Origin of the sequence: Thermocatellispora tengchongensis (assembly GCF_014202315.1) — a bacterium.
In the GTDB taxonomy this organism is placed as follows: domain Bacteria; phylum Actinomycetota; class Actinomycetes; order Streptosporangiales; family Streptosporangiaceae; genus Thermocatellispora; species Thermocatellispora tengchongensis.
The window spans coordinates 321,017-344,594 of the sequence record NZ_JACHGN010000011.1; the positions used below are offsets into that span (position 1 = coordinate 321,017).

A 23,578-nucleotide genomic window follows, 5' to 3' on the forward strand; every position below is an offset into this window, starting at 1 on the left:
GCGGTCACCGTCGGCACTTGTCCCAGGGTTCCTCCGAGACGGTCGGCATCACGACACTCCAATCAATTCGTCGTCGTGGAAGAACGCGATCAAGATCTCCCACGGATACTATTCGCCGGATCGGCCGCCGTTGGCGTCCACGGGAGTGGTGCACACGTTTCGCCTGGTCGTGGGCGTTGCGTCGGGAAATAGCACGGCGCTACCGGGGGTGACCAGCGGTGCGATCTGACGCCGCCATGCGACGACACGGGATAAGCTTTGGATCATGCCGCCCGCTCCGCGCCGTACCGAACGCGCGTCGCGCCGTGGCGTCGAGACGCCGGCGTCTCAGGGACAGCAGGCCGCGCTGCGGCTGGCTCGGCGGCAGTTCATCAGCGGCGTTCGCGTCGAGATGCAGACCCTCGCGAGCGAGCTCGGAGTGAGCCGCATGACCTTGAACCGCTGGGTCGGCAGTCGTGACCGGCTTCTGGGTGAGGTCAACTGGTCCCTGGCGAAACCCACCCTCGACCTTTGCCGCCGGCAGGCCACGGGTTCCGGGGTCGAGGCGGTGGCGCAGACCCTCGAACGATTCATCGCCACGGTGCTGGCCTCCCCTTTCATGCAGACCTTCCTGAAACAGGAGGGTGAAATCGCCCTGCGGATCCTGACCACGCGAAGCAGCGAACTGCAGCGCAACTACATCGCGTACGTGTCCGGCCTGCTGCGGGAGGAGCTGCCCGGACCGGTCGGAGATCTGCCCATCGAGGATCTGGCCTATCTGGTCGTCCGCATCACCGAGTCGTTCTGCTACGTGGACATGATCACCGGCGACGCGCCGGACGCCACCAAGGTCGGTGCGGCCATCAGGCTTCTGTTGTCCTGATCGGCGAACCGGCTGCGTCAGCCACGTGGGTGTCGAGAAAGAAGCGCATCTCCTGGGCCAGGAGTTCGGGCTCCTCGTAGCAGGCGAGGTGGCCCGCGTCGGCGAGCAGCACCAACCGGCCGCCGGGGATCTGCCGCACGTCGGCGATCTGTTTCTCCTGGTTGACCACGAAGTCCTGGCCGCCGAGCAGGTAGAAGACCGGCACTCTCAGCCGGGGGAGCTCGTCGGCCATGCTGGTGTACACGCCGCCACCGAGCCACCCTCGCCACATCTTCTCCGTGACCGTGGGCATGGTGCGCAGGAGGTCGGTCGTCTTCGTGGGATCGTGTGAGATGCCCGCGATGCCCGCCGTTATCGTCTCGATGTCGCCGTACGCGGCGTAGAAGCCCTCGATGACCGGGTCGCCCGCGGAGGTGCCGCCCGCGTTCCACGGCATGATCCCCACGACCGCCTGCACCTCGTCGGGGTGGTCCAAGGCGATCCGCATGCTGATGGCGCCTCCCAGTGACAGTCCGGCCGCGACGAAGCCGGTGAGCCCGATTTCGCGGCAGGCGTCGAAGACGGTTTCCGCGAGGCGAGAGAGATCGCCGTCGGCGTGCGCCCCGGCCGACCCCGCGAGTCCGGGGAGGTCCATGAGGACCGCGCGGTAGCCGTCGAGCAGCGGCTCGATCCCGGCCCAGCAGTCGATCGAGCAACCGAAGCCGGGAAGGAGGACGATGGTCCGCTGCCCGTCGCCGCGCTCTTCGTAGTGATCCCGTTGGTGGTGATGGGCATGGGACCAGCTACCTGACCGGCGAGGGGCAGCACAGCGCGGCCGCGCCCGCGCGGACGAGGAAGCACGGCGACGCGCCGCCCGCCGAATCCGCACGCACCGACCTGGTGGCGCTGCGCCGTCGCGGTGCCGGTACCGATCTGGCGCCCAATGCCGGGAGGCGCGGCACGGATCGACGCCGTCCCAACCGGCCGTACCGGTCCATGGCCGCTCCCGGACGGCTTCGAGCGCCACCTGGAGGAGAGGCGCACACCGCCGATCAGCACCGAGTCCGTTGTGGTCCCGGTGACCCGGTCCACGGTGAGGACGTGGCTCACCGGCGGCCCGACCTGACGTGGTGAACGATGAGGCCGGCGATGCATGCGACCGCCACCAGCCCGGAGGGGAGTCCGATGAGCAGGCTGCCACGGCCGATCGTGCCGGCGACGATGTTGACGGACAAGGCGGTGACGAGGATCGTCCACAGCAGGGCGCGCAGAGCCCAGGCGTTGCGCCGAGTCACGGGCCGCCGCCGTCCTTGGGGGTCGATGCGGTAGGGATCGTCCATACCCCGGACGTTAGGGGCGCGCCACGTCCGAGAGGATCCCGTCACCTGGCCGATCGTGGTAGAGCTGGCTGGAGTGTCGCCGTCATGACGCTCACCTAGAGTGTCTTGCTGTGACACGTGACGCCTTCGAGGCTCTGGACCGCCTCGCGGGAGGACTGGGCACGGCCCTGCTGGCCTTTGCGACATTGACCGGCTGGGTGGTCGTCGGAGCCGCGTGCCTCATCGGGATCGGACTGCCGATGGTGCAGCCGATGCTGTCGGTGACCCGGTCCGTGGCCGAGCGGGAACGGGTCAGGCTGGGCCGCTGGGGCGAACACGTGGTCAGCCCCTATCCGGCCGCGAGACCTGCCAAGGGCTGGCGCACCGACCCGGCCACCCTGCGCGACCTGATCTGGCTCGCCGTTCACGGCTCCTTCGGTCTTCTGCTCGGTCTGCTGGGGATCGCGCTGCCCGTCATGGGGCTGCGCGACGCCTCGTTTCCCCTGTGGTGGCACCTCCTGCCCGACGGCGAGACCGGCTCCTCTCTCGGCATCCCCGTGCACACCTGGCCCGGCGTCATGGCAGTCAGCCTGTCGGGCTTCGTCTGGCTGGCCATCAGCATGATGTGCAGCCGCCCGATCGCACGCCTTCAGTCCTTGCCCGGTCGGCGGCTGCTCACCCCGCACCCGTCCGTCGACCTCTCCGAGCGGGTCGCCCGGCTGACCGCCACCCGGGCCGGCGCGCTCGCCGCGCATGCGGCCGAGTTGCGGCGTATCGAGCGCGCACTCCACGATGGCGCGCAGAACCGGCTCCTGGCCGTCGTCGTCATGGCCACGGCCGCGAAACGAGCACTGGAACGTGACCCGGCGACCATCGGTCCCGCGCTCGACCGCGTCCAGATCGCCGCCGAGCAGGCGCTGGCCGAACTGCGCGGCGTGGTACGCAGCATTCTGCCGCCGATCCTGGAGAACAAGGGCCTCGCCGGCGCGCTCAGCGCGCTCGCCACCGGCTCCCCCATCCCTTGCGACCTGAGCGTAGGACAACTCGGGCACCTGCCCTTGTCCGTGGAGGCGACCGCCTACTTCACGGTCGCGGAGGCGTTGACCAACGCCGCCAAACACAGCGGCGCCACACGCCTCAGGGCCGAGGTGGCCAGACACGGCGAGGTTCTCCAGATCGAGGTGGAGGACGACGGAGTCGGAGGCGCCTGGGAACGCGACGGGTCGGGCCTGGCGGGCATCCGTCGACGTGTGGAAGCACACGACGGCTCGCTCACCCTGACCAGTCCCCGAGGCGGGCCGACGAGGATGAAATTGGAACTGCCGTGCGCATCGTGATCGCTGAGGACGACGCCCTCCTGCGCGAAGGTCTGGTCATGCTGCTCGGCGGCGAAGGCTTCGAGGTGGTCGCGGCCGTCTCGAATCCGCAGGAGTTCCTCGCCGCGGTCGCCCGGCACTCTCCCGACGTGGCGGTGGTGGACGTCCGCATGCCGCCCACCCATACCGACGAAGGCATCAAAGCCGCTGTAGAGGCCAGAAGGTCACACCCCGGCATGGGCGTGCTCGTGCTGTCGGCCTATGTCGAGCAGGCGTTCGCCACCGAACTGCTGGCCGACGGCGCCCGTAGCGTGGGCTACCTGCTGAAGGAGCGCGTGGGACAGTTCAAGGAGTTCCTCGACGCGCTGAAGAGAGTGGCTTCCGGCGGCGTGGCCATCGACCCCGAAGTCATCGCCCAGCTGTTCATCCGCCGCCGTGGGCCCTTGGACCGCCTCACCCCCAGGGAGCGGGAGGTGCTCGCGCTGATGGCCGAGGGGCTCGGCAACGTCGTGATCGCGGAGCGCCTGCAGATCACGGAAGGTGCCGTGCACAAACACATCAGCAGCATCTTCGGCAAGCTCGACCTGGCCCCGACCGACCGCGTGAGCCGCAGGGTCACCGCGGTCTTGCGCTATCTGGAGGGATGACGCACCCTGCGGCATCCGCCGGAACCATGCCTGGAGTGAAGCGTCCCGCCCACCGTCGTCCTGACCCGCTCTTCTGTCCGATGCGACGTATGTCGCGCAGAACAGGGGGCGGGTCCCGAGCCAGACCACCGGGCGGAGAACGCGGTTCACCGGGCGCACAGCGCGTGGTCCACGAGCGGGTGCAGGGCCTTGTGGTCGCGGGCCTGGAGGTGATCGCCGTTGCTGCTGGCGGACACCACCACACTGCGCCGGCCGTCCGGGGTGACGCCACCGCGCGTGGAGTAGCCGAGCGCGTCACCCCAGTGCGTCCAGTATCCGCCGCCGCACGTCAGCGGGAACCACATCAGGCCCAGGCCGTACCTCATGCCGGGCAGGAGCTTGCGGTATCCGGCGCTGACCGGAACGGTGCGGCGCATCTCCGTGAGCTGGGCGGGAGGGAGCAGCCTGCCCGTGACCAGGGCGGTGAAGAAGCGGTTGACGTCCGAGGTGCTGCTGACCATGCCGCTCGCCGCGCCGTCCACGGTGGGGTTGAGCACGGTCGTGTCGACCATTGGCCCGCCTGGCGTGAACTGCCGGTAGCCGCGGGCGTGGGGACCGGCTATGAACGGGTTCTCGGTGGGCGTCGTGGTGTCGGCGAGCCGAAGCGGGACGATGATCCGCTCGGTGACCTCCCGCTGCCAACTCCGCCCGGTGACCCTTTGAATGATCATGCCGGCCAGCACGTAATTGATGTTGGAGTAGTTCCAGTCCTCTCCGGGGGAGAACAGCGGCCGGTTGCGCATGGCGAGGGCGACGACCTGCTCAGGGCTGTAGGTGCGGAAGCGGTGGCGCAGGTAGCCCCGCTCGGAAGCGCCTCCGGCGTAGTCCTCGTCGGTGGGGCTCGGCAGCCCGCTGGTCATCTGGAGCAGGTGCCGCACGCTGACCTTCCGCCCGTCGTTGCCGTTGCCCGCGACCAGGCCGGGCAGCCACTTGTCCACCGTGTCGTCGAGGGCGAGCCTGCCCTCGCCCACGAGTTGAAGCATCACCGTGGCCACGAAGGGCTTGGTGACGCTGGCGATGCGGATCCGGGCGTTCATCGGGACGGGACGCCTCGTGCGGAGGTCCCCGACGCCACTGCGGGCTTTGAACCGTCGCCCGTCGAGGTGCGCCTCGGCGAGGACGCCGGCGACGCCGATGTCGCGCACGGCGTTCACGTCTCGCTGGAGCCGGGCCTGGTCGTAGCCGGGCGCGGAGAAGGATGTCGCCGCGAAGAACGCGACGGTGAGGCCCGTGACGAACGATGACGGCATGAAAGAGTCCTTCCGGAGGGATTGCGTGCCGCCAACCGTAGGCACGGGCGGGGTGCCGGGCGATCGGGCACGCTCCCGTCTCCCGCCGCGTGCCCCCCGCACCGCGATGGTTCGGCCTGCACGATGGACAGGCGGTGACACGTTCGGGAAACCTGGACGGGTGTACTCCTCCCCCAGAACCTGGTCGGAGCTCCGGTACGCGGTCACCGGCCTTCCGGTCGCGGTGGCCGGCTTCGCCTGCGTGGCCGTCCTGCTGGGCGCGGGGCTCGTGCTGGCGATCACCGTGGTCGGCCTGCCGGTGCTCGTGGGCGGGCTCCACGTGGCCACCTGGTTGGGAGCGCTGGAACGGCGGCGCGCCGCCGCCGGGCTCGGCGTCACGGTGGCCGCCCCGGTACGGCCGGCCGCACCGCCGGACCTTCTGGGCAGGATCCGGGCCCGGCTCGCCGATCCGGCCGGCTGGCGGGCCGCGCTGCACGCGCTGCTCAAGCCAGTGACGGCCTTCGCCGGCCTGGGAGCCGTAACGGTTTTCTGGGCCGGTGGCCTGGCCGAGCTCACCTACCCGATCTGGCGGCTCGCCGGCCTGACCCAGCAGTGGGGCGGCGCTCCGCTGGATGACTGGCCGCGTTCGCTCCTGGCGGCCGCGGTGGGCGCGGTGCTGCTGCTGTTCGCGCCGCGGGCGGTGCACGGCGCGCTCGCGCTGGACCGGCTGCTGGCCAGGAAGCTGCTCGGCCCGACCCGGTACTCCGAGCGCCTTCGCCACCTCGAATCCACCCGCAGCCAGGTCGTGGACGACTCGGCGGCGATGCTGCGCCGTATCGAGCGGGATCTGCACGACGGCGCGCAGGCCAGGATGGTGGCGGTCACCATGGACCTGGTGACCGCCAAGAAGATCCTCAAGGACGGCGATCCGGAGAAGGCGGGAGAGGTCATCGATCTCGCGCACCGAAACGCCACCGCGGCCGTGACCGAGCTGCGCGACCTGGCCAGGGGCATCCACCCGGCGGCGCTGGACCGAGGGCTGGACACCGCGCTCGCCACCCTCGCCTCCCACAGCGCCGTCCCGGTCACCCTGCGCGTCGCCCTGCCGCGGCGGCCAGCCAAGGCGATCGAGTCGATCGTTTACTTCTGCGCCGCCGAGCTGCTGGCGAACGTGCTCAAGCACAGTCGCGCCGAACAGGCCTGGCTCGAAGTGACCCAGGACGGCGACCTGCTGCGCCTGCGCGTGCAGGACAACGGCGCCGGAGGCGCCGTGGCCGGCGCGACCGGGGGCCTCGCGGGGCTCGGCGACCGGGTGCGGGCCGTGGACGGGAGGCTGACGATCAGCAGCCCGCCTGGGGGACCTACCCTGGTCGTCGTCGAGTTGCCGATCCGGCTGTGAGGCCATATATGCGCATCGTGATCGCGGAGGATTCGGTGGTCATCCGCGAGGGCATGGCCAGGCTCCTGCACCATCACGGGCACACGGTGGTCGCCGAGACAGGCGACGGGGAGTCGCTGCGCGCCGCGGTGGCCTCCCACCGGCCCGAGGTCGCCATCATCGACGTCCGGATGCCTCCGCACCACACGGACGAAGGGCTGCGCGCGGCGATCGCGCTGCGCCGCGACCATCCGGACGTGGGCATCCTGCTGTTCTCCCAGTACATCGAGACGCGTTACGCCGCCGAACTCCTCGCCGGCCGCTCCGGCGGGGTGGGCTACCTTCTCAAGGACCGCGTGTCGGCCGTGGAGGACTTCCTCGACGCTCTGGAGAGGATCTCCGCGGGCGGCACCGCCCTCGATCCGGAGGTGGTGACTCAGCTCATGCGGGCCGGCCGCCGCACCGACCCGATCGACGCCCTCACCGCACGCGAGAGGGAGGTGCTGGCGCTCATGGCAGAGGGCCGCTCCAACACCGCCATCGCACGGAGCCTTCACATCGGCGACCGTGCGGTGGAGAAGCACATCAGCGGCATCTTCACCAAACTGGGCCTGCCCATGTCCCAGGACGCGCACCGGCGGGTCCTCGCCGTCCTCCGCCACCTCGACCAGGCGAACGGCTGAGCCCCACCCGCTACCACGGCGCGGACTGCTCTCCCAGCGGCCCGGCGGCTTGTCCTACGAAATACCGCGAGGGCTGTCAGGAGGGGCACATGACGACCACCGACCCGTTCGATTTCACCACCGAACGCGCGGACCGTTTCCACACCTCATACGCCGCGGGCGAGCTGCAACGCCGACTTTATGCCGAGGCATTCGCGGACGAGTACCCGGCTGAGGTAGACCCCACCAGCAGTTGTACTTGGTCGGTACTCGCGGCGATGCTGCGCGGACTCCGGCTGGGCCCCGATGAGATTCTGGTGGATCTGGGCTCCTCCGGGGGCGGGCACTGAACCTGCCACGCCTGTGACCGGATCGAACTCGTACACCACTCCCGTGGACGGGTGACGGAGTGGGCCACAGGCCATGACAGATCGGTGTAAGGCTCGCGACAGCCGTCCGGGACACGATGGTTCCATGTCGATGATGGAAGGGGAGGCGAATGCGTCGCAGTAGGGACCAGTAGGTTCGGCACATGACCGACAGCACATCCAACGGAACTCCCGCTGAAAGGTGATCCCGAGCGACGCCGTTCTGGCGGGAGTTCCGTTGCTGTCTTCGCGGGCTGTTGCCGCCTCGCGCCCGCGCACCCGTACCCGGCGGCACGGAAACGGCGAGATCCCGTCCGATCCAGGATCGGACGGGATCTCGGCGACCTCCTTCAGGCCATCTCAGCAACGGCCCGGCTGCCGGTGATGCAGGTGGAGCTCTGCGCCGCCGGAGGTGTCAGTAGCGGATCCGGCGACGCGGGGATCTCGTGCTCATCCGGCGGCGCGGGCGAGGACGTTCCGCATGATCCGGCCGATCGCGGCGTCGTACGGCAATGCGCCGTTGAAGGAGATCGAACCGGCGCTGAACACCCAGCCCCCATTGGCCTTGGGCAGATACAGCATGGCCGCCCCGCCCGCCGGATTGTCGCCCTGGGCGATGATCTGGGCCCCTGGTGTGCCGCTGCGGGGGATGATGTCGACCTCCCAGCCGCTCGCCGCGCCGTTGAAGGCCCTCCCGCCGAAGGTGTCGCCTGGGCGCAGGCCGGTTCCCTCCAGCAGCGGGTGTGCGGAAACCACCCGGTAAGGATGGAAGTCCATGTAGGCGGGGCCGAGCTCGACGCCGAGGATTTGCGCCTCGGACAGGCCGATCGCGCCGAAGACGTCCCTGTCTCCGTTCGCGGTGCGGTGCAGGGCGGCGGTCCCGTCCGAGGTGTAGTCCATGCGCTCGTACAGGCCGTTCCCGCCGGTATAGACGACGCGGCCGCCGCCATCCAGGTAGGAGACCACGGTCTGGCGCATGCGCTGGGACCAGTACTCAGGGTGGCTGCCGAGCACCAGGGCCCGGTACTGGCCGAGCCATCCGGGATCGGCGTGCAGGTCCTGGTCGGTGTAGCAGTCGTACGCGATGCCCGCCCCGGTCATCCATCGCAGCAGGAGCAGATCGCTGTACAGCGTGTGGCTGATCCGCCCGTCGTCCTCGACCTCCATGCTGGTGGTGGGACGGTGGAAGGTGACGGTACGGCGGCGCCCGGCCTCGCCCACCGTGTACTGGTTGTGGCCGCCCCAGTGGTTGTAGGCGTTGTAGGTGTTCGTCGGCAAAAGGACGGCGATGGCGGCCTGGGGGCGAGCCGGCCGCACCACGAAGGGCACGTGGCGGCGTAAGCCCTCAGTTGTGGAGAGCCGGACGGAGTACACCCCGGACTGCCAGTCCGCGGGCACGGTGAAGCCGAACCGTTCGGCCCACCCGCAGCCGTCACGGCGGTAGCCCTCGGGCAGCATCTGCAAGCCGCCGGCCACCGGCGCCGCCGCGCGCACCACGGCGGGCGCACCCTCGCCGGTGTGGCGGACGACGGCGGCGGTCACCGAAGCGGTGGTCGCCGAGATCGCGAACCCTGCCCGCGTTCCCTGCCTGATAGCCGACGTGATCGGGTAGCCTTGCAGCGCGCCGGTGCGCTCGATCGAGAACCCCTTCCCCACGACCGTGCGGCTGCCGCCGTTCGCCCAGATGGCGCGGCCGTCGGCGGCGACCGTTGTGGCGTTGGTCAGGCGGTACCACACCAGCGTGTCGTCATCTCCCGGCACCGCGCCCTCGTCGGTGGCAACGGCGTAGATCACGCCGCCGTCGCCGGCGAACACGTGCTTCTGGCCGCCCTCTCCCCATCCGCCGCCGATGTCGACGGCGTTGCCGCCGCCCTCCCATCGGCCGGTGTCGGCGCGGTAGCGCCACCAGTGCAGGTTTCCACCGTTGCGGAGTCCGAGGATGACCCCGCTCGGACCGGCCAGCAGACGCATGTACGGCTTGAAGCCGTCGCCGATCCGAACGCCCGTGCCACCGTTCGCCCAGGCCCCGGGACCCGCCGTGCCGTCCCCGGCGAGGTACTGGTACCACCACAGCGCGCCGTTGGTGTCCCGCGCGTAGAGGACGCCACCGCGGCCACCGAAGATCTCCGGAAAGCGGTCGAACCCGGTGCCGATGACCGGGCCGCCGCCGTTCGCCCAGCGCCCGTCACCCGTGGCCGGATCGGTGACGACATACCGGTACCAGCGGATCCTGCCGTCCCCGCAGACACCGAAGAGCTGCCCGTCATCGCCGGCGAGCACCGTTTCGAACTCGTGAAACCCGGTGCCGATCGCGCGGCCCACTCCGGGCGACCACTCCGGCCGCCCGGTCTCCCAGCCGGTGTGCCGGAACCACAGCAGCGTACCGTCGGCCTCGATCCCGTAGACGGCTCCCGCGCCGCTCGCCGTCAGCTGGATGAATCGCTGCCGCGGGTCGGAACTCGCCGCACGCGCCGCCTGGGGCAGCGCGGCGTGCACCGCGGCCGCGCCGACCAGTGCGGCGGCGCCTTGCAGCAGGCGGCGACGCCTGATCACCTGAGACATGGTGTCGTTCCTTCCGTGGTTCAGGAGCTGGAGGAGGCGATGGTGAGGCCCTGCCAGCCGGTGCCGATCACCTGGCCACCGGTGAACGGCAAGCCGCCCGGATTGCTGCCGCTGTTGTTGGGGTAGTAGCGCATCTGCCCCTCACCGTCCACGCCCAGCACATCGGCCGAACCGTCACCGCTCACATCCGCCGCGATCAGCGTCTGAAAGCCCTGCCAACCCTCGCCGATGACCTTGTTCTCACCGAACGGACGAGCCGGGGACACCCCGATGTAATTGGGGAACAGGAACATGCGCCCATCGGGCTCCACACCCAGCACATCCGCATACCGATCGCCGGTCACATCACCCAGCAGCACCTTGTCGAACCGATCCCACCCCTCACCGATCTTGACCCCACCGGTGAACGGAACACCACCCGGATTACTGCCGCGATTGTTCGGGTAATACCACAACTCGTTCTCAGCGCTGATGCCCAGAATGTCCGCGGACCCGTCACCGCTCACATCCGCCGCCATCAGCTTCTTGAACCCCTGCCAGCCACGACCGATCTCCCGCTGAGCCGTATACGGCTTCGCATCAGGATTGACCAGGATGTTGTTGTCGTACTGGTACATCGTGCCCTCCGGATTGACCGCGATCGCCTCGGCGAACCCATCACCGGTCACATCCGCCGCCAGCACATGCTTGAAGGCACTCCACCCCTCACCGATCAACCGCCCCCCGGTATAAGGCCGGCCCCCCTCGTTGATGAGCATGTTGTTGTCGTACTGCAACAACTCCCCATTCGCCCGATACGCCAGCACATCCGCGAACCCATCACCCGTCAGATCACTCACCGAACGGTCGCGAGGAGCAGGTGGCGTGGTGGTGAGGTTGGGCGGGTTGACGTAACCGGAGATGAGGAGGTTGCTGCCGCCCGCGCGGGCGGTCAGCGGGTCGATGGTGTTGCGGACGACCGCCTCGCCCGTGGAGTTGCCGTCGATCGTGACCAGGCGACCGTCGGCGAGCACCTGAGCCACGATCGCGACATGTCCGCCCGTGGCGCCGGCGGGTGTGCCGTATACGACGATGTCGCCAGGCTGCGGGTCACCGCCGCGGGTGCCGCTGGGCCGAGCCTTGAACAGGCCGTTGGAGACGCCCCAGGCTCCAACGGCCCTGGCCACCAAGGTGGAAGGGGCAGGTGATACGCCCGCGGTGCGCCACACCCAGTTGGTGAACATGGCGCACCATTCGAGCGTGCGGCAGGAGCCGTACTTGAGGCATCCGCCGTTCGCTTCGGACTTGCCGATCTCCGCGGTCGCGACGGCGACGATGTTGTCCCGTGAGGCGGCCATAGCCACGCTCGACGACGCGCCGGAATGCGCGTGGGACGCCGCCACGAAGACGTTCAGTACCAACCCGGCGCCCAAAGCGACCGCCGCGATCCGCGCTAACAGTCGGCCCGCACGCTGCCGTGCGAAAAGAACCATGGACATGTGCCCTCCCTTTGTCCGCGACGCTTGCCGGCGTCGCAGATCCAGAGTGGGATCCGTCCATCTAGAAGCTCTGTACCGGCTCTCCAGCCCTCTGCAGTGACCCTGCACCAGCCGGCTACAGCAGCCGAGGGCACTACTCGCTGCCGGTCGGCTCCCGCCCCGCTTCCAGGAGGTTCGCGAGTTCCGACTGTTCGCGGCTGCCGTACCGTCGGAAGGTCGCGAGCGCCAGCCCGCGCAGTTCTTCGGCTGCGGCGAGATCGCCACGCCGCCGATGCACCTCCGCCAGGTCTCGGTCGGTGCGCGCGCGGAACAGATCGAGGCGCATGGCGCTCCACCGGTCACGGGCGGCGGTCAGGTGCGCCGCCGCCTCGTCCAGCTCGCCGGCGGCCAGATGCAGCTCGCCGAGCGTGCGCGTCACCAGCGCAACGCCGAAACCGTCACAGAGGTCTGTGCAGACCTGCAGCGCTTCCTTCAGCAGACTCGCGGCATGCTCGCCGCACCCCTGCCTGATCTTCACCTTCGCCAGGCACTGCATCGCGTAGGCGACGAGCAGCCGGTCGCCGATCTCGCGGAGCACCGAGATCGCCTCTTCAGCGAGCTGTTCGGACTTGGCGAGCGCGCCATCCGCCCGGTGCACCATCGCCATCGACCGCAGGGTCATGCCTTCTCCGCGCCGGTCGCCGACCTGGCGGTACGCGGCCAATGCCTGTTCCAGGGCGGCCGCCGCGCCGGCGAGGTTGCCGACCTCGCGGTTGACATGGCCGAAGCCGTACGAGCACTCGGCCAGGCCGGCCATGTCGTCCATCTGGGAGTAGATCGCACGGGCCCCCTCGAGGAACTCCAGCGCCCGCGTGAACCGTCCCTGCTCGCGGTGGGTGGAAGCCTCGCCGAGCAGGCAGCCGGCCTCTCCGCGCCGATCACCCAGGTCGCGGAACACCGTCAGCGCGCCACGGTAGTACTCGGCCGCTTCGTCCAAAAGGTCCTGCTCGTAGTAGAGCTGCCCGAGGCCGCGCAGCAGGATCGCCTCACTCGGCCGGTCTTTGGCCGCCCTGACGGCCTCAAGAGCCGCGCTGTGGGTGCGCAGCCACGGCTCGAAGCTGTTGCGCAGCCGGAACCAGGGGAGAAGCGCCTCGCAGAGCCGACGTGCGAGCCGATGCCGGCCGAGCCGAGCGGCCTGCTCGACCGTGTGGACCAGCGTCCACTGTTCCTGGTCCAGCCAGGTATGAACGTCGTCCGGCGGTTCGTCGCCGGAGGCGATGCCGGCGGGCCGGTCGGTCCGAACCGGATCGGTACCGGCAGGTGGCTGGGTGCCGATTCGGAGGCCGCCGATGAGCGTCAGGAGGAGACCCCCCAACCTTTCGATCGCCTCGCATTGATCGGCGATCGGCTCCTCCGCGTCGGCGCGTTCGCGGGCGAAGAGCCGGATGAGGTCGTGCATGCCGTACCGTAACTGGCCGTCAAGGCCGACGCCGGCGGCGTCCACAAGCTGCGCGTCGGTCAGCCGCTCGGCGAAGTATTCGGCCTTGGCCGGGGTGACGTCGAGAAGGGGTGCGAGCAGCCATGGCGAGAACTGCGCCGGACTGATCAGGCCGAGTCTGCGGAAGGCCAGCCGGATGGGATCTGGCAGGCTGGAGTAGCTCAGTTGCAGGGTGGCCCGCACCTCCAGATCGCCCGCCACGAGTTCGTCGAGGCGCCGGTGCTCGTCGCGTAATCGACTGGCGAGCACGTTGAGCGGCCACCGCTGCCGCGCTGCCAGCCGGGCCCCGACCGTCCGTACGGCCAGGGGGAGCCCGCCGCACAAGCGCACGATCTCCTCGGCTGCCGCGGGCTCGGCCGACACCCGCTCGGGAGCCACCAACTGGCTCAGCAGCCGCAGCGCGTCGTCCGGCTCCAGCACGTCCAGTGCGAGGTTGCTCTGGGACTCCAGGCCGACCAGTGCGGCGCGGCTGCTGAGCAGCGCCGCGCCACCACCGTGCGCCGGCAGCAGCGGCCGGACCTGGGCCTCCGGCCCGGCGTTGTCCAGCACGATGAGGATCCGCCGTCCGGCGATCCGGCTGCGGAACAGGCTGCTGCGTTCCTCAAGCGACTCGGGCAGCCGCGATGCGGGCTCCCCGAGCGCGCGCAGGAACGCGCCGAGGATCTCGTGGGTCTCGTTGGTCCCTGTTCCGCCCCCGCGGAAGACCGCGTAGAGCTGCCCGTCCCGGAACACGTCGCGGACCTCGTGCGCGACGGCGTTCGCCAGGGCCGTCTTGCCGCTGCCCGCCTTTCCGGTGATGACACAGCAAACGGGATGGTCGGCGCTCGCGGCGGTCAGCAGCGTCTGCCGCAGGTCCGCCATCTCCCTGTCGCGTCCGATCAACTCGCCGAGCTGCGGCGGCAGTTGGCGAGGCAGCCGGTCCGCCGGATCGATCCGCCTGCCGCCGTTGTCGTCGATCGCCACTGCCGGTCCGCTGTCCGACGCTGTGTCGTGTTCGGGACCCGGCTCTCTTTGTGGATCGATGCGGGTGACGGCGTGGACAGGGACCGGCGGTCCGAGGGACGGGTCGGCGGTCAGGATCGCCTGGTGCACGCGGCGCAGCTCCGCCCCGGGTTCGACGCCGAGCTCCGATTGGAGCACGCTGCGCGCTTGGTGGAACGCGTCCAGCGCGTCGGCTTGCCGGCCCAACCTGAACAGGGCCAGCATCTGCTGTGCGCGAAGCGTTTCCCGCAAGGGGTGCTCCGCCACGAGCGCGGCCAGCTCGGCGGCGAGCGGCCCGATCCTGTTGAGTCGCAGCTCGCAGCCGATTCGCTCTTCCAGGACGTCGAGCCGGAGCTCCTCAAGGCCGTTGGCGGCCTGTCGGAGCATCGGAGTGTTCAAACCGTCGAGCGCGGGTCCCCGCCACAGTGCCAGCCCGGTCCGCAGCGCCTCGGCGGCCTCCTCGGGCCGTCCCGCCGCAGCCGCCGCACGTCCCTGGGCGGCGAACGATTCGAAACGGGCGGCATCGATGTCCTCGCGCTCGACGCGGAACAGGTATCCGGGCGGGCGAGTGATGATCAGTTGCCGATCGACGGCGTGCAGAGCCCGGCGGAGGTTGGAGACATAGGTCTGCAGCAGCGCCGACGCCGTCGGCGGCGGGGCGTCCCCCCAGACGGCGTCGACCAGATCCGACGTGGACACAACCCGGTTGGCCCGCAGCAGGCCGGCGGCGAGCAGCGCCATGGGTTTGCCGGCTGTCAACGCGAGTTGTCGACCGTCGTGCCATACCTCAGGCGCGCCAAGTAACCGAAACTCCACCGATCTCCCCACAGCGACACCATTGAAAGGTTGGTGCGGAAGACCAGTTTCCAGGAAGCTATCCGAATTATCAAGACATCGACGCTACCGGCCCGTACAGAGCGAACGGCTTATCGGCCATAAAGGCCCAATATCGGTCACCGAACGACCAATGCCACCACTTCCCGGGATAGTTAACAAAGCCCGCCGCGACCAGGGCGGATCCCAGCATCAGCCGGTGGGCCCGGCTCTCATGACCGATATTGTCCGCGCTGGTGTAGCAGGCGCAGTCACTTTCCTGCGGTGAAGCATTCACCTCGGTACCCATCCAGCACAATCCCCCATCCGGGGCGCGCAGCGTCACATCGACCGCACCTCCGGTCGTGTGCGGGGCCAGCATGGGCGCAGATATGTACTGGGCCGCCTGGCTGCGCACCTCCCCCGCCGACCACGTCGGATACCGGTCGCGGAGAAATGCGACATGCTCCTCGAAATATTGCCGTTGCAACGCGGGAGGGCGATAGCCCTCCACAACCACGAGCCGGTATCCGGAGGGCAGGGCACGCTGTGCGGCCAACAGCCGTTCCAGGGTGCCCGTCCGCACCCGAGCGAACGCGCCGTCGGCATCGGCCTGCCGATCGTCCACGTCGAGCCGGCCAACGGCGCGCAGGTCGACCAGCGACTCACCACAGTCCTTGACGGGCACCGCGGCGATCCGTTCGTCGTCGAGCAGCACGATGCCGGACGACAAGTCCTCCCCGTGGGGCAGATCCATCCACACACGAACAGGCTGACCGGGGGCGCTGTAGTACCGCTGCAGTTCCTCTGTAGGCAGTCCTGACGGGCGAGGCCATGTGGGTGCGCTATCTGGAACCGAGAGCCGTCAGGTCTGTTCTTCGCCGAGCCGCCGTCCATTGCCAGGCCGGGTAGGCGCCGAACACCACTCCGGCGAATCCGGCCAGCGCGACGGCCGTTGCCGGTCCCGTCCACGTGGCCACGACCCCGCCGGCCAGGATGCCGAGTCCCTGTACGGTCAGGAGTCCTGAGGACATCACCCCCATTCCCTGAGCACGGCAATGATCAGGGAGGATCTCCACGAACAGTGCGCCCACCTGCATCTGGTAACAGATCGCACAGGCACCGGCGAGCGCGAACAAGATCGCGGACATGGCCAGGTCAGGACGGAGCGCGCACACCATCAAGGGCACGCCGGACAGCAGGGCCAGCGTTGCCACCGTTCTGGTCCAAACCGATTCCGGCACGAACCGGCCGAAGATGAAGGCGCCGATCACGCATCCGACCGGATCCGCCGCCAGAATCACCCCGACGGCGACGGCCGAGCTCTCGTTCAGAGAGGCCGCATAGGGGGCCGCCAGCCCTTCGGGCACGATGTAGAAGCCCGCCAGCCAGCTCAGTGCCGCCAGGGACCGCAACCGCGGATCTCGCCACACCGTGAGCAGCCCAAGCCCTCCCCCCAGCGCCCCGCGCCGTCCCGAATCGCGGGCCGTCGGCGCCCTGTGGCGTAAGCCGAGCCTGACGAGCAGGGCGGACATCACGAACGTCACGGCATCGATGACCAAACCCGTGGCGGGGCTGAACCCTTGCGCCAGCAAGCCCCCACCGAGGAACCCGGCGATCTGGGCGGACTGGATGGTGATCTGCCGGATCGACAGGCCGAGCACGTACTGGTCACCCTTGAGGACGTCGGCGAGCAAGGCCAGTTGGGCGGCCTTGAACGGGCCGCCGAGTGCGGTCATGACGGCCAGCAGGACGCACAGCACCGGTAGGGGCATACCCGGCAGTGCCATCAGCGCGACCAGCGCCGCACGCAGAAGATCCACGACGAAGATCACTTCACGGCGCGGGTATCGGTCGCCGATCCAGCTCAACGTGAGCCCGCCGACCATCGACGGTAGAAAGGTCAGCGCATACGTCAGGCCCGTCAGCGCCGCCGAGTCGGTCCGCTGATAGACCAGGACCGCGAGCGCCACTCTGGCAGCCTGGTCACCGAGTTGGGAGAACAGTTCCGCCAGCCACAACGCCCTGAACTCGGCGACCGCCAGAACCGCGGCGAACGTCGCCTTCCTCTCCGAGGTGGCCGCCTCCATCTCACGTCCCGGGAACGCCACCGTCGCGCCGTCCCTGACCCGGCGTGCAGGGGGAAGCCGCCATGGTGCGGCGGGCGTCGGTGCGATCGAAGCCCTCACCGACCGGGTGACATTCAGCCGGTCGCATCTACGCCCTTCTTGTTCTTCGTCATCCGTTTCTTTCCTTGGGAAGTCCTCATCGGCGGTTCAGCAGTCTCCCCGATGGCCATGTCGCGTCCCTGTCCTCTGTCTGTCGCCGCCCCGCCCGCGCACGACGACCGGGTACGGCGATCAGTGACCAGGTTTGGGCTGTCCCGTGTAGTCCCAGGAACCCGGAAAGGCCTCGCCCCGGTGCAGAGCGAGGCCACAGGTCACGCGGGCGTTGGCACCTGTCCCTTATGCACGTTCTTTGCTCCACCACAGCGGTGTACGACCGTGGTAGATCACGACATTTCCGTCATTCTGCACCTCAAGCCGGGCGCCAGGATGCTTGTGCGTCTTGGTGTTCCAGACCGGTGTCTTGCCATTGAAGATGACGAAATTGCCGTCCTCCTGCATCATCGCGTACGCGCCGGGAGCCTTCGTCCAACTCGCCCACAACGCTTTTCCGGCGCGGTACAGGACCAGGTTGCCGTCGTCTTGCATGACGAGCTGATAGTCGCCGTTCGCCGAGCGAACGTACTCGTGCGTCTTGAGCCGTTGCCCGGGCTCCAGCGTGCCGATGCGGGCACCCCGGTGCCACAGCACCTTGCCGCCCTTATAAATCACCAGGTTGCCGTCGTCCTGTACGGCGAGATAGGCGCCAGGGACGTCGGTGTTGGACGCCCACAGTGGCGTCCTGCCCTTGTAGAGCACGAGATTGCCGTCGTCCTGCATCGCGGCGAACGCCCCGCCGCCCAGGGTCTGACTGCTCCACAGCGCCCCGCCGCCGGTCTGGTAAAGCACCAGATTGCCGTCGGTTTGCATGATGAGCCGGTACTTGCCGTTTCCTGAGCGTACGGATTCGCCGGGCTCAAGCCGCTGCCCCGGCTTCAGGAAGTACGTCCGATCCTCGTTCTGGGTCGCCATCGCGGAGGAAGGCACGGCCGCCCAGGACGGCGTGGAAATGGCAGCACCCGCCGCCAGGGCCACGAGCGCCAGCGCACCTGCATACCTTGAAATGGATGTCATCGTTTCCTCGGAATCCGTAGCCGAATTTCGAGGAGCGAGTGTAGGGACGAGCCCTTTCGTCGGTCTGTCGCCCCAACAGGATCACCACGCTCGGATACGCCGGCACCGAACGGCAAGCGCGACGCTATCTGCGGTGCTTTCGCACCGGGACCGGCCAGAGTCGCCGTCCCCGAGCCAAGGCCGCCCTGCGGTCGCGGCATCACCCGTCGAAAAAGGACTCGCTGAGCGCCCCGGCATCCTTCGCCCGCAACGCCACCCGCGAGAACCTGACCCGCGCCCGCGTCACCATCACCACCCGCTCCGGGCGCCGGCACACCATCGAGGTGGCCGGCCCCCGAGGCGGCCCGACCAACCCACTGAGCGACGCCGACATCGTCACCAAGTCCCGCACGCTGACGGCGGACGTGACCCCGCCCACGACCTGGCGGCGCATCGAGAGCCTGGTGCTGGGCCTCGACGACCTCGACGACGTGACGGAACTGGTGGAGCTGCTGGCACGACCGGCGCACAGCCTGAACATCGGCCTCTGACCGGCCCGACATCGTGGAGGCGTGTCGTAGGCACGGCTCGTGCGTGTGGCGGAAGGCCGGCTCAGATGGAGAAGCGCTCCTTGGCCAGCAGGGGCTTCACCCGTGATCGGAAGCCGCCGGTGCGGAAGGGGCGTTGCAGCAGTCCCGGGCGCAGGTGCTGGGCCAGGGCGGCGGCGATCATGCCCTGGTCCAGTGCGAGGACGAAGTCGCTGACGCGGCCCGTCGTGACGTTGACGGAGTCACGGAAGCCGTATCGGTCGTCGTACGCGCCGAGGTCGCGCGCGAGCGCCTTGAGGTTGGCGACGGCCTCGCCGGGGGCCTGGGGCAGGGCCAGGAAGGAGGCGTGGGGGGTGACCACTCCCAGGCTGTGGTAGCCGTCCTCCTGCATGCCGATCGCGTCGACGCCGTATTCGCGGTATCCGCCTTCTGGAATGTTCGCGGGAGAGAAGCCCCAGTATCCGTACTGCTCCTCGATCAGGCCGTGTTCGATCTGGCTGCGCACGTAGCGCCGGTGGGTGGTGCCCCAGGAGTGCGGTGACCACTCCGTCTCGGGTACGAACAGGGGGACCATCAGGGCTTCGAACATCGATCCGCCCCAGGTGGGGATGAGCTTGCGCCCGCGGTGGGTGTAGTGGCCCTGCCAGACGCGTACGCCGTCCACGGTGACGTACGTGCCCGCCGGCTGCTGTTCCTGGCCCATGCCGGGCAGCAGGGTGCGGTAGAGGTGCCAGTAGTGGTCGGTGGGCAGGGAGCCGTCGGCTATGCCGAGGTAGCCGGCCATGCGGGGTTCGGTGTTCAGGGCTCCGTAGTGGAAGCCGGTGGGTTCGCCCTTGCCGGGCTTGTCGGGCCAGTAGCCGCCGCGCAACTGGCCAGGCCCCGCGACCGGGTCGGCCGGGTCGTAGGGGGTGTAGAAGTACGACCAGTCGGCTCCGTCGAGGAGCCGGGCGATGCGGGGGCGCAGTGCGGGGGCGGCGTCGGCTGCGATCTTCAGGCCGGTGACCAGCCAGGCGTTGTCGACGGTGGACAGGAACGGGCGGACAGGGGCGCCGCTCTCCGGCCACGTCGTGAGGACCGACCCGTCGTGGGCGTTGTACCAGTTGAACCAGAAGCCGTGGGCGCGTTCCAGCCTCTCCACGGCCGCGACCGTACGGGCGAGACGGTCGTGCATGAGCGACGGGGAGATGACGCCGAGGCCGGCCGCGGCCACCGTGGACCACATTCCGCAGCCGATGTTGGTCGGCGAGGTCTGTGCCGAGGGGACGGGGGTGCCTGGGCGGCTGACGTCGATCTTGTCGGCGGTCAGGCCGAAGTCCGTGGTCATGGCCGTCATCGACCGGTAGGTCGCTTCGAACCAGGTGCGTGGCAGGGCGAGGTCCGAGGCGGTGCGGGCTCGGGAGGCGGTGGGGGTTCGGGCGGCGAGGGCGGCGGGGCCGGTGGCGCAGACGGCCGCGGCTGCCGCTGCCGTGGTGGCGGCCGTGAGGAACCGGCGACGGTTCATGGGGATCAACTCTTCTCCGGGTGGGCGGGAGGTGGGGTCGTCAGGTGGCGATGCGCGGCAGCCGGCGGGTACGGCCGAGGCTGCCGAGCCACACGGCGGACGGCTTGGGGGTGCGCTCGAAGGTGACCGGATCGACGGCGATGAGGCCGAAGGTGGGCGTGTAGGAGCCCCACTCGTAGTTGTCCAGGGCGCTCCAGGCCAGGTAGCCCTGGACGTTGAGGCCGTCCTCGATGGCCGCCGCGACCGATGCGAGGGCGCCGGTGTAGTAGTCGATGCGGCGGGTGTCGTCGCCGGTGGCGATGCCGTTCTCGGTGACGATCAGCGGCATGTCGCGGCCGATGACGTCGGCGGTGTGGCGCAGGGCGTGGCCCACGGCGGCCGGGTAGTACTCCCACTGGGTCAGCGTGCGCTCGGCGTCCTCGGGCGCGGGAACGGGGCCGTCGGGTCCGACCTTGGTACGGGTGTAGGACTGGACGCCGACGAAATCGTCGCCGCGGGCCGCCTCGATGAAGACGTCCTCGCGCGGGCGGCGATAGGCGGCGGTGACCTCCTCGGCTCCGGGCAGCGCCTGGTAGACCTGGTTGGCGATGGTCCAGCCGACCTGGATGTCCGGGTTGACGGCCCGGACCGCCTTGGTCGCGGCGTGGTGCGCGGCGATGACCGCATGGGTGGTCTCCTCGTCGGGGGTGGGCAGGCCCGCCGGCGGGAAGCCCTGACCGCCCGCCTTCGCGGCGCCCGCCATCACCGCGATCATGTTGGGTTCGTTGATGGTGCACACGTGGCGGACGCCGTCGGCGATGATCGGCGCGCAGTTCTCGACGTACCGGGCGAACAGCTCCACGGCGCCGTCGGCGGTCCAGCCGCCGAGGTCCTCGAACCACTGCGGCACGGTGAAGTGGTGGAGGGTCACCATGGGGCGCAGCCCTCGGGCCAGGGCGCCTTCGACCATGCGGCGGTAGTGCGCGAGCTCGGCCCGGGAGAAGGCTCCGGGGACCGGTTCGATACGGGCCCACTCGACGCTGAAGCGGTAGTCGGTGAAGCCGAGGCGGGCGAGCAGGTCCATGTCCTGCTCCCAGCGGTGGTAGCTGTCGCAGGCGTCCAGGCTCGGTTCCGCGATGCCGGCCGCCCGGTCGTGTTCCTTGCGCCACCAGTCGCTGTTGACGTTGTTCCCCTCGATCTGGTGGGCGGCGGTGGAGGCGCCCCACAGGAAGCCGTCGGGAAAGCGAAGGGAGGTATCGGTCATCGTTCGTTTCTGTCTCTCTGTCGGGGCCGGTGGGCAGCGCTGGCGGAGGCCGGTGGGGCCGTCCGCGCGAGGGCTGCGGGGGTCACTTCAGGCCGGCGGTCGCGATGCCCTGAGTGAAGTGGCGTTGCAGGATGACGAAGACGACCAGGACGGGCAGCACCACCAGCAGGGAACCGGCCATGAGCATCCCGTTGCCGCCGGCGATCGTGCGGTTGGGGTCGTTGGCGAAGGTCGCGAGCGCCACCGGCAGCGTGTACTTGCCGGGGTCGTTGGTGGCGACCAGCGGCCAGACGAAGTTGTTCCACGAGCCGAGGAACGTGAAGATCGTCAGCGTGGCCAGGGCGGGTTTGACCAGGGGCAGCACGATGCGCCAGAAGATGAACCACTCGCCGGCGCCGTCGATCCTGGCCGCCTCCAGCAGCTCGTCCGGCACCGACTTCATGAACTGCCGCATCAGGAAGACCCCGAAGGCGCCCGCGGCGAAGGGCAGGACGAGCCCGGCGTAGGTGTCGATGAGGCCCAGCCTGCTCATCAGCACGTACAGCGGCAGGATCAGCAGGTTGCCGGGGACCATCAGCGCGGCGAGCACGATGCCGAAGACCTGGGAGCGGCCCGCGAAGTCGAGCTTGGCGAGGGCGTAGCCGAGCATCGAGCAGAACAGCAGGTTGCAGGCGGTCACGAGGACCGCCACGACCAGCGAGTTCATGAAGTAGCGCGGCATGTCGAGCTGGTCGAGCAGCTCGCCGAAGTTGTCCAGCGTCCACCGCGACGGGATCCACACGGGCGGGCCGGCCGTCAGGTCCTGCCTGGTCTTGAAGGCGGACAACGCCATCCACAGGAACGGCGCCGCCATCACCAGCAGGCCCAGCGAGGCGAGTGCGTACAGCACCGGCCGGCGGACGCGGCCCTCGCGACGCCGGCCACCCGGGGTGGAGGCGGTTCTGATCGATGCCGTGGGGACGCTCATCGGGTGTTGTCCTTCAGCAGTCGGAGCTGGAGCACCGTGATGCCCATGATCACAACGAACAGGACGTACGCCATGGCGCTCGCATAGCCCATGTGGAAGAAGTTGAAGCCCTCCCGGTACATGTCCAGCGACACCGTCAAGGTGGCGTTGGAGGGCCCGCCCTGGGTCATCACGAACGGCTCCTCGAAGACGTTGAGGTAGCCGATGGTGGTGATGACGGTCGCGTAGAGCATGGTCGGCCGCAGCAGCGGCACGGTGACGCGCCGCAGCTCGTGCCAGGCGCCGGCGCCGTCGAGCCGCGCGGCCTCCCGCACCTCGGTGGGGATCGCCTGCAGGCCGGCGATGAACAGCACCATGACGGTGCCCAGGTTGCGCCAGACCGCCATGAGAATCAGCGACGGCATGGCCCACGTCTCGGAGCCGAGGAAGTCCGGCGCCTTCATGCCGAGTTCGGCGGCGAGCCCGGCGACCAGGCCGTCCGACGGGTCGAGCACGAAGCGCCAGACGACGGCGACCGCGACGATGGAGGTGACGACCGGGGCGTAGAAGCCGACCCGGAAGAAGGTGCGGGCCCGGTCGATGCCGTTGTTCAGCAGCAGCGCCACCAGCAGGCCGAGCACGATGGTCAGCGGCACGCCGACGACGACGAAGTAGGCGGTGTTGAACAGGGCCGTGCGGAAGGTCTCGTCGCCGAGCAGCTTCGCGTAGTTGCCCAGGCCGACGAACTCCGCCTCCAGGGGCCGCCTGACGTTGCGTACCCCGAAGTCGGTGAAGCTCATCCAGAGCGTCGCCACGATCGGGAACAGCATGAAGACGCCGAACAGCACCAGGAACGGGGTGGAGAACAGCCAGCCTTGCAGGTTGCGCCGGCCCGGCGGGCGGCGCCCGCCCCGCCGCCGGGCCGTCGCGGCCGGTGGTCTCGCGCCGCCGGACCGCCGGGTCTTCGGCGCGGCCGCGCCGCCGCCGCTCAGTCCGGTCACGAGGGACATCG

20 protein-coding genes are annotated in these 23,578 nt (G+C 69.3%); 7 read left to right on the forward strand and 13 right to left on the reverse strand.

Annotation, left to right across the window (positions count from 1 at the left end; genetic code table 11):
* The first annotated feature begins 265 nt into the window (after positions 1-265).
* Positions 266-862, forward strand: coding sequence for a QsdR family transcriptional regulator (locus HNP84_RS26310; protein ID WP_185052568.1), 597 nt, complete (start codon positions 266-268; stop codon positions 860-862).
* Here HNP84_RS26310 and HNP84_RS56210 read toward each other — a convergent pair.
* Together HNP84_RS56210 and HNP84_RS26320 are read right to left on the reverse strand one after the other, a co-directional pair.
* A complete protein-coding gene (locus HNP84_RS56210) occupies positions 843-2,042 on the reverse strand; it encodes an alpha/beta fold hydrolase (protein ID WP_312925725.1) in 1,200 nt (399 codons plus the stop codon). The genes HNP84_RS26310 and HNP84_RS56210 overlap by 20 nt on opposite strands.
* Positions 1,948-2,181: a hypothetical protein gene (locus tag HNP84_RS26320; RefSeq protein ID WP_185052569.1), complete on the reverse strand. Its 234-nt coding sequence runs from the start codon at positions 2,179-2,181 to the stop codon at positions 1,948-1,950. The genes HNP84_RS56210 and HNP84_RS26320 overlap by 95 nt, the downstream gene beginning before the upstream one ends.
* 110 nt (positions 2,182-2,291) lie before the next feature.
* Here HNP84_RS26320 and HNP84_RS26325 point away from each other — a divergent pair, with 110 nt between their 5' ends.
* The gene (locus HNP84_RS26325) at positions 2,292-3,497 is read left to right on the forward strand and encodes a sensor histidine kinase (RefSeq protein WP_185052570.1); all 1,206 of its coding nucleotides are present in this window, start codon (positions 2,292-2,294) and stop codon (positions 3,495-3,497) included.
* Positions 3,485-4,123, forward strand: a complete 639-nt coding sequence (locus HNP84_RS26330; RefSeq protein WP_185052571.1) for a response regulator transcription factor — start codon at positions 3,485-3,487, stop codon at positions 4,121-4,123. Before HNP84_RS26325 ends, HNP84_RS26330 begins: the two co-directional genes overlap by 13 nt.
* 146 nt (positions 4,124-4,269) lie before the next feature.
* Here the strand turns inward: HNP84_RS26330 and HNP84_RS26335 are convergent, their stop codons facing one another.
* Complete coding sequence (locus tag HNP84_RS26335; RefSeq protein WP_185052572.1) at positions 4,270-5,412, reverse strand: serine hydrolase domain-containing protein; 1,143 nt, start codon at positions 5,410-5,412, stop codon at positions 4,270-4,272.
* A 160-nt stretch (positions 5,413-5,572) separates the two neighbouring features.
* On the opposite strand from HNP84_RS26335, the gene HNP84_RS26340 reads away from it, so the two are divergent.
* The 3 genes from HNP84_RS26340 (at position 5,573) to HNP84_RS26350 (ending at position 7,781) form a co-directional block, all read left to right on the forward strand.
* Complete coding sequence (locus HNP84_RS26340; RefSeq protein WP_185052573.1) at positions 5,573-6,790, forward strand: sensor histidine kinase; 1,218 nt, start codon at positions 5,573-5,575, stop codon at positions 6,788-6,790.
* Between the two features lie 8 nt (positions 6,791-6,798).
* Complete coding sequence (locus tag HNP84_RS26345) at positions 6,799-7,452, forward strand: response regulator transcription factor (protein WP_185052574.1); 654 nt, start codon at positions 6,799-6,801, stop codon at positions 7,450-7,452.
* A gap of 89 nt (positions 7,453-7,541) precedes the next feature.
* Positions 7,542-7,781 carry a hypothetical protein gene (locus HNP84_RS26350; protein WP_185052575.1) on the forward strand — a complete coding sequence of 80 codons (240 nt, stop codon included), beginning with the start codon at positions 7,542-7,544 and terminating at the stop codon, positions 7,779-7,781.
* Positions 7,782-8,249: 468 nt separating this feature from the next.
* On the opposite strand, the gene HNP84_RS26355 is transcribed toward HNP84_RS26350, so the two are convergent.
* The 6 genes from HNP84_RS26355 to HNP84_RS26380 all read right to left on the reverse strand — a co-directional run bounded on the left by HNP84_RS26355 (position 8,250) and on the right by HNP84_RS26380 (position 18,349).
* A complete protein-coding gene (locus HNP84_RS26355; protein ID WP_185052576.1) occupies positions 8,250-10,361 on the reverse strand; it encodes a N,N-dimethylformamidase beta subunit family domain-containing protein in 2,112 nt (703 codons plus the stop codon).
* Positions 10,362-10,381: 20 nt separating this feature from the next.
* The gene (locus HNP84_RS26360; RefSeq protein WP_185052577.1) at positions 10,382-11,839 is read right to left on the reverse strand and encodes a CHAP domain-containing protein; all 1,458 of its coding nucleotides are present in this window, start codon (positions 11,837-11,839) and stop codon (positions 10,382-10,384) included.
* Positions 11,840-11,972: 133 nt separating this feature from the next.
* Positions 11,973-15,038, reverse strand: coding sequence for an AfsR/SARP family transcriptional regulator (locus HNP84_RS26365; RefSeq protein ID WP_185052578.1), 3,066 nt, complete (start codon positions 15,036-15,038; stop codon positions 11,973-11,975).
* Between the two features lie 145 nt (positions 15,039-15,183).
* The gene (locus HNP84_RS26370; RefSeq protein ID WP_185052579.1) at positions 15,184-15,867 is read right to left on the reverse strand and encodes a M15 family metallopeptidase; all 684 of its coding nucleotides are present in this window, start codon (positions 15,865-15,867) and stop codon (positions 15,184-15,186) included.
* A gap of 88 nt (positions 15,868-15,955) precedes the next feature.
* On the reverse strand, positions 15,956-17,200 hold the full coding sequence (locus HNP84_RS26375; RefSeq protein ID WP_185052580.1) for an MFS transporter: 1,245 nt from the start codon (positions 17,198-17,200) through the stop codon (positions 15,956-15,958).
* A 375-nt stretch (positions 17,201-17,575) separates the two neighbouring features.
* Positions 17,576-18,349, reverse strand: coding sequence for a hypothetical protein (locus HNP84_RS26380; protein WP_221336763.1), 774 nt, complete (start codon positions 18,347-18,349; stop codon positions 17,576-17,578).
* Positions 18,350-18,615: 266 nt separating this feature from the next.
* On the opposite strand from HNP84_RS26380, the gene HNP84_RS26385 reads away from it, so the two are divergent.
* The gene (locus HNP84_RS26385; RefSeq protein ID WP_345600089.1) at positions 18,616-18,879 is read left to right on the forward strand and encodes a hypothetical protein; all 264 of its coding nucleotides are present in this window, start codon (positions 18,616-18,618) and stop codon (positions 18,877-18,879) included.
* 61 nt (positions 18,880-18,940) lie between these two features.
* Here the strand turns inward: HNP84_RS26385 and HNP84_RS26390 are convergent, their stop codons facing one another.
* From HNP84_RS26390 to HNP84_RS26405, 4 genes are all read right to left on the reverse strand, one after another.
* The gene (locus HNP84_RS26390) at positions 18,941-20,377 is read right to left on the reverse strand and encodes a glucoamylase family protein (RefSeq protein ID WP_185052582.1); all 1,437 of its coding nucleotides are present in this window, start codon (positions 20,375-20,377) and stop codon (positions 18,941-18,943) included.
* A gap of 40 nt (positions 20,378-20,417) precedes the next feature.
* Positions 20,418-21,620: a glycoside hydrolase family 1 protein gene (locus tag HNP84_RS26395; RefSeq protein WP_185052583.1), complete on the reverse strand. Its 1,203-nt coding sequence runs from the start codon at positions 21,618-21,620 to the stop codon at positions 20,418-20,420.
* An 82-nt stretch (positions 21,621-21,702) separates the two neighbouring features.
* Positions 21,703-22,587 carry a carbohydrate ABC transporter permease gene (locus HNP84_RS26400; RefSeq protein ID WP_185052584.1) on the reverse strand — a complete coding sequence of 295 codons (885 nt, stop codon included), beginning with the start codon at positions 22,585-22,587 and terminating at the stop codon, positions 21,703-21,705.
* Positions 22,584-23,576: a carbohydrate ABC transporter permease gene (locus tag HNP84_RS26405; protein WP_185052585.1), complete on the reverse strand. Its 993-nt coding sequence runs from the start codon at positions 23,574-23,576 to the stop codon at positions 22,584-22,586. Before HNP84_RS26405 ends, HNP84_RS26400 begins: the two co-directional genes overlap by 4 nt.
* Between the last annotated feature and the right edge of the window lie 2 nt (positions 23,577-23,578).

Excerpts from the sequence above, each read along its gene's own strand:
- HNP84_RS26405 (WP_185052585.1), bottom strand. The coding sequence starts at position 23,576 with ATGTCCCTCGTGACCGGACTGAGCGGCGGCGGCGCGGCCGCGCCGAAG.
- HNP84_RS26375 (WP_185052580.1), bottom strand. The coding sequence starts at position 17,200 with ATGGAGGCGGCCACCTCGGAGAGGAAGGCGACGTTCGCCGCGGTTCTG.
- HNP84_RS26310 (WP_185052568.1), top strand. The coding sequence starts at position 266 with ATGCCGCCCGCTCCGCGCCGTACCGAACGCGCGTCGCGCCGTGGCGTC.
- HNP84_RS26400 (WP_185052584.1), bottom strand. The coding sequence starts at position 22,587 with ATGAGCGTCCCCACGGCATCGATCAGAACCGCCTCCACCCCGGGTGGC.
- HNP84_RS26350 (WP_185052575.1), top strand. The coding sequence starts at position 7,542 with ATGACGACCACCGACCCGTTCGATTTCACCACCGAACGCGCGGACCGT.
- HNP84_RS26320 (WP_185052569.1), bottom strand. The coding sequence starts at position 2,181 with ATGGACGATCCCTACCGCATCGACCCCCAAGGACGGCGGCGGCCCGTG.
- HNP84_RS26395 (WP_185052583.1), bottom strand. The coding sequence starts at position 21,620 with ATGACCGATACCTCCCTTCGCTTTCCCGACGGCTTCCTGTGGGGCGCC.
- HNP84_RS26380 (WP_221336763.1), bottom strand. The coding sequence starts at position 18,349 with ATGACATCCATTTCAAGGTATGCAGGTGCGCTGGCGCTCGTGGCCCTG.
- HNP84_RS26390 (WP_185052582.1), bottom strand. The coding sequence starts at position 20,377 with ATGAACCGTCGCCGGTTCCTCACGGCCGCCACCACGGCAGCGGCAGCC.
- HNP84_RS26360 (WP_185052577.1), bottom strand. The coding sequence starts at position 11,839 with ATGTCCATGGTTCTTTTCGCACGGCAGCGTGCGGGCCGACTGTTAGCG.
- HNP84_RS26345 (WP_185052574.1), top strand. The coding sequence starts at position 6,799 with ATGCGCATCGTGATCGCGGAGGATTCGGTGGTCATCCGCGAGGGCATG.
- HNP84_RS26335 (WP_185052572.1), bottom strand. The coding sequence starts at position 5,412 with ATGCCGTCATCGTTCGTCACGGGCCTCACCGTCGCGTTCTTCGCGGCG.
- HNP84_RS26365 (WP_185052578.1), bottom strand. The coding sequence starts at position 15,038 with ATGGCGCTGCTCGCCGCCGGCCTGCTGCGGGCCAACCGGGTTGTGTCC.
- HNP84_RS26355 (WP_185052576.1), bottom strand. The coding sequence starts at position 10,361 with ATGTCTCAGGTGATCAGGCGTCGCCGCCTGCTGCAAGGCGCCGCCGCA.
- HNP84_RS26370 (WP_185052579.1), bottom strand. The coding sequence starts at position 15,867 with ATGGATCTGCCCCACGGGGAGGACTTGTCGTCCGGCATCGTGCTGCTC.